This is a genomic window from Thiohalophilus sp. (assembly GCF_034522235.1).
GTDB lineage: Bacteria > Pseudomonadota > Gammaproteobacteria > UBA6429 > Thiohalophilaceae > Thiohalophilus.
The window spans coordinates 1,411,077-1,423,505 of record NZ_JAXHLN010000003.1; the positions used below are offsets into that span (position 1 = coordinate 1,411,077).

Annotated in this window: 10 protein-coding genes; 7 read left to right on the top strand and 3 right to left on the bottom strand. The window is 57.9% G+C overall.

All coding sequences use genetic code 11. The features are described 5' to 3' along the window. The first annotated feature begins 226 nt into the window (after nucleotides 1-226). The 7 genes from rimP (at nucleotide 227) to pnp (ending at nucleotide 8,685) form a co-directional block, all read left to right on the top strand. Nucleotides 227-706 (top strand): ribosome maturation factor RimP, encoded by a 480-nt coding sequence (gene rimP / locus U5J94_RS09840; protein ID WP_322565468.1) that lies wholly within the window; start codon nucleotides 227-229, stop codon nucleotides 704-706. 75 nt (nucleotides 707-781) lie between these two features. Next, nucleotides 782-2,278 carry a transcription termination factor NusA gene (gene nusA / locus U5J94_RS09845; protein WP_322565469.1) on the top strand — a complete coding sequence of 499 codons (1,497 nt, stop codon included), beginning with the start codon at nucleotides 782-784 and terminating at the stop codon, nucleotides 2,276-2,278. Nucleotides 2,279-2,315: 37 nt separating this feature from the next. After that, complete coding sequence (infB, locus tag U5J94_RS09850; protein ID WP_322565470.1) at nucleotides 2,316-4,826, top strand: translation initiation factor IF-2; 2,511 nt, start codon at nucleotides 2,316-2,318, stop codon at nucleotides 4,824-4,826. A gap of 35 nt (nucleotides 4,827-4,861) precedes the next feature. Continuing rightward, nucleotides 4,862-5,230 (top strand): 30S ribosome-binding factor RbfA, encoded by a 369-nt coding sequence (gene rbfA, locus U5J94_RS09855; RefSeq protein WP_416224216.1) that lies wholly within the window; start codon nucleotides 4,862-4,864, stop codon nucleotides 5,228-5,230. 8 nt (nucleotides 5,231-5,238) lie between these two features. Beyond that, nucleotides 5,239-6,162: a tRNA pseudouridine(55) synthase TruB gene (gene truB, locus U5J94_RS09860; protein ID WP_322565472.1), complete on the top strand. Its 924-nt coding sequence runs from the start codon at nucleotides 5,239-5,241 to the stop codon at nucleotides 6,160-6,162. A 145-nt stretch (nucleotides 6,163-6,307) separates the two neighbouring features. Then, entirely contained in the window at nucleotides 6,308-6,577 is a 270-nt protein-coding gene (gene rpsO, locus U5J94_RS09865) for a 30S ribosomal protein S15 (protein WP_322565473.1), read from the top strand. A 23-nt stretch (nucleotides 6,578-6,600) separates the two neighbouring features. Beyond that, nucleotides 6,601-8,685: a polyribonucleotide nucleotidyltransferase gene (gene pnp, locus U5J94_RS09870; RefSeq protein ID WP_322565474.1), complete on the top strand. Its 2,085-nt coding sequence runs from the start codon at nucleotides 6,601-6,603 to the stop codon at nucleotides 8,683-8,685. 127 nt (nucleotides 8,686-8,812) lie between these two features. Here pnp and U5J94_RS09875 read toward each other — a convergent pair whose 3' ends face one another. From U5J94_RS09875 to acs, 3 genes are all read right to left on the bottom strand, one after another. Continuing rightward, nucleotides 8,813-10,138, bottom strand: a complete 1,326-nt coding sequence (locus U5J94_RS09875; RefSeq protein ID WP_322565475.1) for a YihY/virulence factor BrkB family protein — start codon at nucleotides 10,136-10,138, stop codon at nucleotides 8,813-8,815. Continuing rightward, nucleotides 10,138-10,320 carry a hypothetical protein gene (locus U5J94_RS09880; RefSeq protein WP_322565476.1) on the bottom strand — a complete coding sequence of 61 codons (183 nt, stop codon included), beginning with the start codon at nucleotides 10,318-10,320 and terminating at the stop codon, nucleotides 10,138-10,140. The genes U5J94_RS09875 and U5J94_RS09880 overlap by 1 nt, the downstream gene beginning before the upstream one ends. 147 nt (nucleotides 10,321-10,467) lie before the next feature. Beyond that, nucleotides 10,468-12,420 (bottom strand): acetate--CoA ligase, encoded by a 1,953-nt coding sequence (gene acs, locus U5J94_RS09885; protein WP_322565477.1) that lies wholly within the window; start codon nucleotides 12,418-12,420, stop codon nucleotides 10,468-10,470. Nucleotides 12,421-12,429 lie beyond the last annotated feature (9 nt).

Below are 12,429 nucleotides of genomic sequence, written 5' to 3' on the forward strand. Positions count from 1 at the left end.
GGTGTGCGCCGGGCGGCGATCCGGCTTCCGCCGAAAACGGGGCAACCCAACAGTAACCGGGTTACGGGTATCCGCCCTGAGCCCTTGCGGGACGCGTCCTGACGCGTTAAATTTCGTCCCGCAGGATTGCCTGGCTTATATATAAGGTGTTACAATCCGGCACGAATTTGGTGTTATTCAGGAAGTGGGCCTCGCGCCCACTTTTTGTTTACGGGTGTAACGAAAAATGGGACAGGCAACAGACAGGCTGACCACGCTGATCGCCTCCGCCGTGCAGGCGCTGGACTACGAGCTGGTGGGGGTTGAGCATCAGGCCCAGGGAAAGCATTCCGTGGTCCGGGTTTTCATCGATTCGGAAGAGGGCGTTACCCTGGCCGATTGCGAACGGGTCAGTCACCAGATCAGTGGTGTGCTCGATGTCGAGGACCCGATCCGCGGCCAGTATAATCTTGAGGTTTCCTCACCGGGACTGGATCGGCCCTTGTTTACGCCGGAACACTATACCCGGTTTCTGGGTGAGAAGGTGAAGCTGCGGCTGCGCCAGGCCGTTGAGGGGCGCCGCAAGCTGGCCGGGCGTATCGACAAGGTGGAAGGCGAGATTATCCATATAACGGACGATGCCGGTCAGACATATGAGCTGACAGTGGATGAGATCGAAAAGGCCAATCTGGTGCCGGATTACGATGCGATTATTCACAGTCATTAATCGCTGGCGGAAAAAGATTGACAATGAACTCGAACAGTTAAGTATGCATTTTGATTTGCTTCTAGAGGCTGGGTTATGAACAAAGAAATTCTGATGGTAGTTGATGCAGTGTCCAACGAAAAAGGCGTGGACAAGGACGTCATTTTTGAGGCCATCGAAGGTGCACTGGCAACTGCCACCAAGAAACGTTACAACACCGATGTCGATTTGCGCGTCAGCATCAATAAATCCAACGGTGATTATGAAACTTTTCGTCGCTGGGAAGTGGTGGAAGATGATGCTATGGAGCATCCGGAACGCGAGACGACAGTGAGCGCCGCTCAGTATGAAGATCCGGATATCCAGCTTGGCGAATTTGTCGAGGAGCAGGTCGACTCGATTGAATTCGGCCGTATCGCCGCGCAGACCGCCAAGCAGGTTATCGTGCAAAAAGTGCGTGAAGCCGAGCGAGCGCAGGTCATTGAGGAATACGAAAGCAAGATCGGTCAGTTGGTGATGGGGGTCGTCAAACGGGTCGAGCGCGGTAACGTGTACCTTGACCTGGGTGGCAACGCCGACGCCATTATTCCGCGCGAGGACATGATCCCGCGTGAATCCGTGCGTCCCGGCGATCGCATCCGCAGTTATCTCAAGGAGATTCGTCCGGAAGCACGCGGCCCGCAGCTGTTTGTCAGTCGCACCGCGCCCGAGTTTTTGATCGAGCTGTTCAAGATTGAGGTTCCGGAAGTCGGTGAAGGCCTGATCGACATTCTGGGGGCCTCGCGCGATCCCGGCTCACGGGCCAAGATCGCGGTACGCAGCAATGATTCACGCATCGATCCCGTCGGTGCCTGTGTCGGCATGCGCGGATCACGGGTTCAGGCCGTTTCCAACGAGCTGGCCGGCGAACGCATCGATATCGTATTGTGGAACGAGAATCCCGCCCAGTTTGTTATCAACGCCATGTCGCCGGCCGATGTGGAGTCCATTGTGGTGGACGAAGATACCAACACCATGGATATCGCCGTTGCCGAGGAACAGTTGTCCCAGGCAATCGGCCGCGGTGGCCAGAACGTCAAACTCGCCAGTGAATTGACGCACTGGACCTTGAATGTCATGTCCGTCGCGGATATGGAATCCAAGAGCGAAGAGGAGTCGGTGCGCGTTCAGAAACAGTTTATGGAACTGCTGGATGTGGATGAAGAAGTGGCATCTATCCTGGTGCAGGAAGGATTTACCACCATTGATGAAGTCGCCTATGTGCCGATGGATGAATTGCTGGCAATTGAGGAGTTCGACGACTCGATTGTCGAAGAGCTGCGCGGTCGGGCCAAGGATGTCCTGTTGACCCGGGCCATCAGCAGCGAGGAAACCGTCGACAGTACCGAGCCGGCCGAAGACTTGCTTAACATGGAAGGCATGGAGCAGAACCTGGCCTACAAACTGGCCGCCAAGGGAATCTGCAGCATGGAAGATCTGGCCGAGCAGTCAGTGGATGAGCTGATGGAAATTGACGAGATGGATGAAGAAAAAGCAGCGCAACTGATTATGAAAGCGCGTGAACCCTGGTTTGCCGAAGAACAGAGTAACTGAGACAAACCGGAACGCTGAGGAGCAGGAGAGAGAGTATATGGCAGATGTAACCGTCCGACAGTTCGCTGAAGTAGTAGGCATATCGGTAGATCGGCTGCTGGATCAATTTAAAGAGGCAGGCCTCCCGGTATCCGATGCTGATGCGACGATTACGGATGCCGAAAAAATGGAACTGTTGTCGTTTCTGCGTAACAAACACGGCGCTGAAGGCGATGGCCTTAAAGAGCCGAAGAAAATCACCTTGAGTCGCAAATCCACCAGCGAGCTCAGGCAGACCGGCGGACACAGTAAAGGTAAATCAGTCACTGTCGAAGTGCGCAAGAAACGCACTTATGTCAAGCGCAGCACCGTACTTGAACAGGAGCATGAAAAGGCCGAGCAGGTTCTGGCGGAAAGAGCCAAGCTGGAAGATGAACGCCGTCAGGCTGAAGAGGCTGAAAAACAACGTGAGGCGGATCTGCAGGCCAAACGCAGTGCCGAGGAAGAAGAGCGTAAGGCCCGTGAAGCCGAGGCCAAGCGCAAGGCGGAGGAAGAAGAAGCCGCGCGCCTCCAGCAGGAAGAGATCGCCCGCAAGCAGGCTGAAGAAGCCAAGGAAACCAAACCGGGCGCGCGTCCGAGCAAGGCCAAAAAGGGTAAGGAACGCACCCGTGAAGAAGAGGATCGGGCAACCCGCTACGGCCGCCAGGAACTGCATGTTACTGCCGACAAATCAGGCAAGCGCAAAAAACGCGCCGGCAGACCCCGGCCTTCGGCGACGCCCTCCGGGGAACACGGCTTTCAACGTCCGAACGCGCCCATTGTGCATGAAGTCGCCCTGCCGGAGACGATTACCGTTTCCGAACTGGCCCAGAAGATGTCGGTCAAGGCTGCCGAAGTCATCAAGGTGCTGATGAATATGGGCACCATGGTGACTATCAACCAGGTGCTGGATCAGGATACTGCGGCGCTGGTTGTTGATGAAATGGGGCATAACGTCAAGCTGCTCAAGGCCGATGCGATTGAAGAAGATCTGGTCGTCGAGGATGAAGTAGGCGAAGCGGTTCACCGTGCGCCGGTCGTGACCATTATGGGCCATGTCGATCATGGTAAAACCTCGCTGCTGGATTACATTCGACGCAGCAAGGTGGCGTCCGGCGAAGCGGGTGGTATCACCCAGCACATCGGTGCCTACCATGTTGAACAGGAAAACGGCGATATCACCTTTCTTGATACCCCGGGCCATGCGGCGTTTACCGCCATGCGTGCCCGTGGCGCCCAGGCAACGGACATCGTTATCCTGGTGGTTGCCGCGGATGACGGTGTGATGCCGCAGACCAAGGAAGCGGTACAGCATGCCAAGGCGGCCGGCGTGCCGCTGATCGTGGCGGTCAACAAGATGGATAAGCCCGAAGCCAATCCCGACCAGGTCAAGAATGAACTGGCCCAGCTGGACGTTATTCCCGAGGAATGGGGCGGCGACACCATGTTTGTCCATGTTTCCGCCGAAACCGGCGAGGGCATCGAAAGTCTGCTGGAAGCGATCCTGCTGGTCTCCGAAGTTCTGGAGCTCAAATCGACCCGCGAGGGTAACGCGCAAGGGGTGATCGTTGAATCACGCCTCGACAAGGGCCGCGGTCCCATCGCGACCGTGCTGGTACAAAAGGGAACGCTGCGCAAAGGCGATATCCTGCTGGCCGGTCTGGTATACGGCCGTGTGCGGGCGATGCTCAACGAAAAGGCCGAACAGGTGGAAGAGGCCGGCCCCTCGATTCCGGTCGAGGTTCTCGGCCTGTCCGGTACACCCAATGCCGGTGATGAAGCGGTCGTGGTACCCAATGAACGCAAGGCGCGTGAAGTGGCCATGTACCGTCAGGGCAAATCCCGGGACGTCAAACTGGCCCGGCAACAGGCCGCCAAGCTGGAAAACATGTTCTCGCAAATGGAAGAGGGCGAGGTTGGTGTTGTCAACGTCGTGCTCAAGGGCGATGTGCAGGGTTCGGTCGAAGCCATTACCGACGCGCTGGAAAAACTGTCCACCGACGAGGTCAAGGTCAAGATCGTCGCCAGCGGTGTGGGCGGCATTACCGAATCCGATGTCAATCTGGCGGTGGCCTCCAACGCCATCCTGGTCGGCTTTAACGTGCGTGCCGATGCGGTCGCCAAACGGTTGATCGATGAAGAAGACGTCGATCTGCATTACTACAGCGTCATTTATGATCTCATCGACGAGGTTAAGGCGGCCATGAGCGGTATGCTCTCGCCCGAGACCAGAGAAGAGATCATCGGGCTGGCCGAAGTGCGCGATGTGTTCCGTTCGCCCAAGCTTGGCGCCATTGCCGGCTGTATGGTGACCGAGGGTGTGGTCAAGCGACACAGTCCGATCCGCGTCCTGCGTGACAATGTGGTGATTTATGAAGGCGAGCTGGAGTCGCTACGACGCTACAAGGATGACGTTAACGAGGTGAAACAGGGCATGGAGTGCGGTATTGGTGTCAAGAACTATAACGACGTTAAAACCGGCGATCAGATCGAGGTCTATGAACGGACCCAGGTCGCCCGTCAGCTTTGATCAGCCGCCAATCTGATACCCGGAGATAAACACGCATCATGGCAGACTTCAGCCGCACCCGGCGTATTGGCGAGCAGATGCAGCGCGAGCTGGCAACCTTGATCCAGCAACAGATCAAGGATCCGCGCCTTGGCATGGTGACTGTCTCGGCGGTCGAGGTCGCCCGGGATCTGTCGCACGCCAAAGTTTTTATTACCGTTTTTGACGATAAGCAGGAGATCGCTGTCAGCCTGGATATTCTCAACCGGGCCAGCGGCTTTTTGCGTCACGAACTGGCCCGGTCCATGACTTTACGTACGGTGCCGGCGCTGCGTTTTGTGTATGACGAATCCATGGCCCGGGGCAACGAACTGTCACGCTTGATCGATGAAGCCGTCAAATCCGACAAACAACACGACGAGTGAGGTAGTGCGTGGCAAGACGTCGTCCCCAGGGCCGTCCCGTCAACGGCATTTTGTTACTTGATAAACCCGTCGGACTGACCTCCAACGCCGCGCTGCAACAGGTTAAACGGCTGTTCAAGGCCGCCAAGGCCGGTCACACCGGCAACCTGGATCCGCTGGCCAGCGGTCTGCTGCCGCTCTGTTTCGGCGAAGCGACCAAGTTTTCCGCCTTTTTGCTGGATTCCGACAAACACTATATCGGCACCTGCAAACTGGGCGTGACCACCACCAGTGCCGATGCCGAAGGCGAGGTGCTGGAGCGTAAACCGGTCGGGCATTACGGCCGGGCCGAGGTCGAGACGGTACTGGCCGGATTTGTGGGTGATATCGAGCAGATTCCGCCCATGCACTCGGCGATCAAGGTCAACGGCCAGCCCTTATACAAGCTGGCCCATCAGGGCAAGGAGATTGCCCGGGAACCGCGGCGCATCACCCTTTATGCACTGGAACTGGTGAGCCTGGACGGCGATGAGCTGGTCCTGGATGTGCGTTGTTCCAAGGGGACCTATGTCCGCACCCTGGCTGAGGATATCGGCCGTCAGCTGGGCTGCGGGGCCCATCTCTCGGCGCTGCGACGTAGCGGTGCCGGGCCGTTCTCTATCGAGCAGGCCGTTGCGCTGAACGAGCTGGAACGTCTGGCGGAGTCCGGCCTGGCGGCGCTGGATCAGGCGCTGTTGCCGGTCGAGGCGGCGCTGGGAGACTGGCCACAGCTGGTGTTGACCGACAATACCGCCTATTACCTGCGTCAGGGGCAGGCGGTTCAGATTCCCCAGGCGCCGACCAGCGGCCTGGTGCGGCTGTTCGTCGGGGATCAGCACCGGTTTATCGGTGTCGGCCGGGTTCTGGCCGATGGCCGGGTTGCGCCGCAGCGGCTGGTCAGCCACGCCGGTTGAGGCGTTTATCGGTTTTTGATGACAGCGACGCTGAATTAAAAAAGCGGGCATTTTTGTTCACGAATACTTGTACAACCGGCTGGGGCGCGGGTAGAATACGCGCTCTGATTTTTAGACAAAATGATTGTATAACAGGAGCTTGCGAATGGCCTTAAGCGCCGAACATAAGTCCACGATTGTGAACGAATACGCCCGTTCTACCGGTGATACCGGTTCTGCGGAAGTCCAGGTTGCCCTGCTGACGGCGCGGATTACTGAACTGTCCGACCACTTCAAAACACACAAGCAGGATCACCATTCCCGTCAGGGGCTGCTGCGCATGGTCAGCAAGCGGCGTAAATTGCTCGACTATCTGAAGAACCGGGATCTGGAACGTTATCGTCAGTTGATTTCGAATCTGGGTCTGCGCAAGTAATCACGCCAGCAGAAGGACTATTCATGGCAGTTATCAAAAAAGAATTCCAATATGGTGATCACAGCGTAACGCTGGAAACCGGGGAAATTGCCCGCCAGGCCACTGGTGCCGTCAAAATCACCATGGGCGAGACCGTCGTGCTGGTCACGGTGGTGGTGGAAAAAGAGGCCATCGAAGGCCGCGACTTTTTCCCGCTGACGGTCAACTACCAGGAAAAAACCTACGCGGTGGGCAGAATACCGGGCGGCTTCCTCAAACGCGAGGGACGACCGTCGGAAACCGAAACCCTCACCTGCCGCCTCATCGATCGCCCCATCCGCCCGCTGTTCCCCAAAGGTTTTGCCAACGAAGTCCAGGTTATCGCCACGGTCCTCTCGCTGGACCCGGATGCGGCGCCCGATATCGTTTCCCTGCTCGGCACCTCGGCCGCGCTGGCCGTCTCCGGTGTGCCATTTAACGGCCCGATCGGTGCCGCCCGGGTGGGTTACCGGGACGGCAACTACCTGCTGAATCCGGGCACCGAGGCGCTGGAAGGCTCCGAGCTGGATCTGGTGGTCGCCGGCACCGAAAACGCTGTGCTGATGGTGGAATCCGAAGCCCAGCTGCTCAGCGAAGAGGTCATGCTGGGGGCCGTGATGCACGGTCACGAGCAGATGCAGACCGCCATTCAGGCCATCAAGGAACTCGCCGCCGAGGTGGGAACCCCCGCCTGGGACTGGCAGCCGCCGGTCGTGGACGAAGCGCTGCATAAAGCGGCCGCCGAAGCGGGCGAGGCCAGGTTCAACGAAGCCTACACCATCAAGGAAAAGATGGCCCGTTATGATCGCCTGAGTGAAATTCGTAAAGAGATACTGGAAAAACTGGCCTCCAACGAGGAGGGCGGTTACAGCGAATCGGACGTCCAGGGCGCCATCGGCAGGCTGGAGAAGAAGGTCGTCCGTGGCCGGATCATCAACGGCGAGCCGCGTATCGACGGTCGGGATACCCGCACCGTGCGCGATATCACCGTGAAAACCGGTGTGTTGCCGCGCACCCATGGCTCGGCTCTGTTTACCCGTGGCGAGACCCAGGCACTGGTGGTGACCACGCTGGGGACCGATCGCGATTCCCAGGTCGTTGACGCGCTGGAAGGCACCTATCGGGAGCCGTTCATGCTGCAATACAACTTCCCCCCCTACTGCGTGGGCGAAACCGGTCGTACCGGCACGCCCGGTCGACGTGAAATCGGCCACGGGCGTCTCGCCAAACGGGGCGTCATGGGCGTGATGCCGGATATGGAAGAGTATCCCTATTCCCTGCGCGTGGTCTCCGAGATCACCGAATCCAACGGTTCCAGCTCCATGGCCTCTGTCTGCGGTTCCAGTCTCGCCATGATGGATGCCGGGGTGCCGCTCAAGGCGCCGGTGGCCGGTATCGCCATGGGTCTGATCAAGGAAGAGAACAAATTTGCCGTGCTGACCGACATCCTGGGTGACGAGGATCACCTGGGGGACATGGACTTCAAGGTCGCGGGCAGCGAGAGCGGTGTCACCGCCCTGCAGATGGACATCAAGATCGACGGCATCACCCGCGAAATCATGGAAGCCGCTCTGGAGCAGGCCAAAGAAGGCCGCCTGCACATCCTGGGCAAGATGAATGCGGTCCTCGACAAGCCGCGTGAGGAGCTCTCCAGCTACGCGCCGCGCTTTATCACCATGAAGATTAACCCGGACAAGATCCGCGACGTGATCGGCAAGGGTGGCGCGACCATTCGGGCGATTACCGAGGAGACCGGCACCAGCATCGATATTACCGATGACGGCGTGGTCAAAATCGCTTCCAATGATCAGACCGCCGCGGAGGAGGCCCGCCGCCAGGTCGAGCAGCTCACCGCCGATGTGGAAGTGGGCAAGGTCTACGAAGGCAAGGTGGCCAAACTGATGGACTTCGGGGCCTTTGTCACCATCCTGCCCGGCAAGGACGGTCTGGTCCACGTCTCGCAGATATGTGAGGAGCGGGTCGAGAACGTCAGCGACAAGCTCAAGGAAGGCGAGATGGTCAAGGTCAAGGTCCTGGAGATCGATAAACAGGGCCGCATCCGCCTGAGCATGAAGGCCGTCGGTCAGTAAGGGTGACCGTCACTTGCTGAATAAAAAAGGGCCTTCGGGCCTTTTTTTGTGCCATTTTTTGCCGTCTCCACGTTATTAACACAAATCATAAATAGAGGGGAATGCATCAGGTTGCCACAAGCTCCCGCTAATTGGTGCTGACGAGATCGTGCAGGCTTTTGCTTTTGAGTTCATCGGTCGCGGCGCGTTGATAGTCGTCGAAGACCTGATCAATAACCGGATCCGCCGGCAGGCGTTGGGGATTGGCGATCTTGTCTTCATCGGCCTGGCGAATGCAGTCGATAATGGTTGATAGATCGATCTGTTCCAGTGTGCGACCGGGGATATAGCGGGGAGGATCGTGGTCGGTGCGAAGCAGCAGTTGCGCCTCGACCAGTTTGTCCATGATCGGATGCAGGCTCTGTTCAACAATATTCAGCCGACGTGCCAGTTCCGGCAGAGTCCACTCCGCTTGCTGTTGGTAATAGCGACGACCGATGTTGATCATAACCGCCAGTGCCAGTTTCTCCTTGAGCCGGTTGCTTAGCCGCAATTGACGGGATTCGCGCCAGCGTCGCTCCGGATATTGGTGGTAGAAGGCGATGCTGGCACCGATCAGCAGGATTAACCAGCTGATATAGAGCCAGATAATGAACATGAACAGCGTGGCAAAGGCCGAATAGATGGCGATGTGGCGAGGTGATGAGGTGACCAGTTCGGCGAAACCCCAGCCGACCGTCTGCCAGAGGATGCCGGCGACGATCGCACCGACCAGGGCGGAACGTATCCGTACCCGGGTGTTGGGGACCAACACATAAATCACGCTGAAAGCCAGAATAACCAGTAGATACGGTAACGACTGGTTAAAGCTTTGCAGTAGCCAGCTGATGATGGGGGTCTGTTCGAGACGGGTATACAGGGTGCTGCTGGTAATGGAGGCGGTCAGGGTTATCGCGGTGAATATCAGCAACGGGCCGATCAGAATGACACTGAAATAGTCACTGAAGCGCCGTGCCATGGAGCGGTTTTCACTCACCTGCCAGGTATAATTGAAGGCCCGTTCGATTTTCTGCATCAGTGAGATCACTGTATACAGCAGGAAGACCATTCCGACCGAACCGAGCACGCCCGCCTTGACGTTCTCCACAAAACCGATGATCCGTTCGGTGACCTCCGGACCGCGATCGCCCAGGTGAGTCAGCAGGTTCAGCAATATGGGTTCCAGCTGATTGTGTACCCCGAACCCCTTGAGTACCGAAAAACTGACTGCCAGCAGCGGGACCAGCGCCAGCAAGGTGGTATAGACCAGACTCATGGCGCGCAGATTGAGTTCGCCGGTGGCCAGATCCCGGCCGATCAGGTAGGCGATTCGCAGCACGCCGATACCGCGTTGGCGCCAGGGTGAGAGGCTTTCCGAATCAACCTCCCAGAGGGTATTGAACAGATATTCCTGTGCCCGGTTGAATAATTTCATTAGAACCAGACCTTGCCGTTCGGTACCACATAAGGGTCACGGGGACGCCCGTCCCAGGGTACTTCCCACTCACTGAGTTCGAGTTTGTCCGGCAGACTGTTTCTGTCGATGGCCGCGGCCGGAAGCGTGAGCAGACAGAGCAAACAGCTCGCAAACAACGTAAGATGCGGGTTCTTCGACATTTGCGCGCCATTTGCCCGGCAAGAGAACAGTCCGCTAATGTACGCGAATGGACGCCAATAGAAAAGAAATGCGTAGTTCATATTTGCGGCCATTCGCACCCAAAGGGCATAAACGTTTGTTCGCGGATGCAAATAATCCGTATGTGACTATTTGTTGGCCCGATTTTCTATCAGATCGTCGACCACGGCCGGATCGGCGAGGGTTGAGGTATCGCCCAGGTTATCCAGATCGTTTTCGGCAATCTTGCGCAGAATACGACGCATGATTTTGCCGGAGCGGGTCTTGGGTAGTCCCGGTGCCCACTGGATGACATCGGGCTTGGCAATGGGACCGATCTCCTGGCGCACCAGATCCAGCAGTTCCGCCTTCAGTTCATCGCTGGGTTCCACGCCCTTGATGGTGGTGACATAGGCATAGATCCCCTGGCCCTTGATGTCATGGGGATAACCGACCACCGCGGCCTCGGCGACTTTCTCGTGCAATACCAGCGCCGATTCGACCTCGGCGGTACCCATACGATGGCCGGAGACATTGAGCACGTCATCCATGCGCCCGGTGATCCAGTAATAGCCGTCGGCATCGCGCCGGGCACCGTCACCGCTGAAGTAATAACCGGGATAGGTCTTGAAATAGGTGTCGACGAAACGCTGGTGATCGCCATACACCGTGCGCATCTGCGACGGCCAGGGTTGGGTGATCACCAGCGCACCGGTGGCTTCGCCGTCGCCCTCGATCAACTTGTTGGTCTCGGTATCGATGATCCCGGGTTTGACGCCGAAGAAGGGCCGGGTGGCGGAGCCGGGTTTGAGCCGGGTGGCGCCGGGCAGGGGCGTAATCAGATGGCCGCCGGTTTCGGTTTGCCACCAGGTATCGACAATCGGGCAACGGTTGTCACCGACTACCTTGTAATACCACTCCCAGGCTTCGGGATTGATGGGTTCACCCACCGTGCCCAGCAGACGCAGGGACTGGCGCGAGGTTTTCTTGACCGGCGCTTCGCCTTCACGCATCAGGGCACGGATGGCGGTCGGGGCGGTATAGAAAACCGTCACCTTGTGTTTGTCGATCACCTCCCAGAAACGCGAGGCATCGGGATAGGTGGGCACGCCCTCGAAAGAGAGAGTGGTGGTGCCGTTGGCCAGCGGCCCGTAGACCAGGTAACTGTGGCCGGTGACCCAGCCGACGTCGGCCGAGCACCAGTAGATGTCCCCTTCATGCAGATCGAACGTATATTTGGTCGTGATGGCGGTGAACAGCAGATAGCCGGCGGTGGTATGCAGCACCCCTTTGGGTTTGCCGGTGGAGCCGGAAGTATAGAGAATGAACAGCGGATCCTCGGCATCCATTTCTTCCGGCGGACAGTCGGCCGAGGCTTGTTCAACCGCCTCGTGATACCAGATGTCGCGTTGTTCGTGCCAGTCGGTTTTGCCGCCGGTACGTCGCACGGTCAGGACCGTGTGGACATTCGGGCACGCTTCCAGTGCCTTGTCGGTATTGGCCTTGAGCGGGACGGCCTTGCCACCGCGCACGCCTTCGTCGGCCGTGATCACCACCCGGCAGTCGGAGTCCAGAATCCGATCCTTGAGCGACTCGGGGGAGAAGCCCCCGAACACGACCGAATGGACGGCGCCGATACGGGCACAGGCCAGCATGGCATAGCAGGCTTCGGGAATCATGGGCATGTAAATACAGACGCGATCGCCCTTTTTGACACCGCGCTCTTTGAGTACATTCCCCAGTTTTGACACCTGTTCGTGCAGTTCACGGTAGCTGATGTGTTTGGCATCGTTCGGATCGTCGCCTTCCCAGATGATCGCGGTCTGATCGCCGCGTTGCTCAAGGTGTCGATCGATGCAGTTGTAAGCCACATTCAGTTTGCCGCCTTCAAACCATTTGATATAGAGGTTGTCGGCGTCATAACTCCAGTCCAGTACCCTGTCCCAGGGCTTGTACCAGCTGAGAAACTTTTCCGCCTGTTCGGCCCAGAAGCCTTCCGGATCATCGATCGAGCGTTGATACATGGCCTGGTAATCGGCTTCGCTGATGTTGGCCTGGGCGGCGAACTCAGCGGGGATGTCATATATCTTCTCTTGGGACATGAGTGACTC

Coding starts and splice junctions, on each gene's coding strand:
- rimP (WP_322565468.1), top strand. CDS start 227: ATGGGACAGGCAACAGACAGGCTGACCACGCTGATCGCCTCCGCCGTG.
- nusA (WP_322565469.1), top strand. CDS start 782: ATGAACAAAGAAATTCTGATGGTAGTTGATGCAGTGTCCAACGAAAAA.
- infB (WP_322565470.1), top strand. CDS start 2,316: ATGGCAGATGTAACCGTCCGACAGTTCGCTGAAGTAGTAGGCATATCG.
- rpsO (WP_322565473.1), top strand. CDS start 6,308: ATGGCCTTAAGCGCCGAACATAAGTCCACGATTGTGAACGAATACGCC.
- pnp (WP_322565474.1), top strand. CDS start 6,601: ATGGCAGTTATCAAAAAAGAATTCCAATATGGTGATCACAGCGTAACG.
- U5J94_RS09875 (WP_322565475.1), bottom strand. CDS start 10,138: ATGAAATTATTCAACCGGGCACAGGAATATCTGTTCAATACCCTCTGG.
- U5J94_RS09880 (WP_322565476.1), bottom strand. CDS start 10,320: ATGTCGAAGAACCCGCATCTTACGTTGTTTGCGAGCTGTTTGCTCTGT.
- acs (WP_322565477.1), bottom strand. CDS start 12,420: ATGTCCCAAGAGAAGATATATGACATCCCCGCTGAGTTCGCCGCCCAG.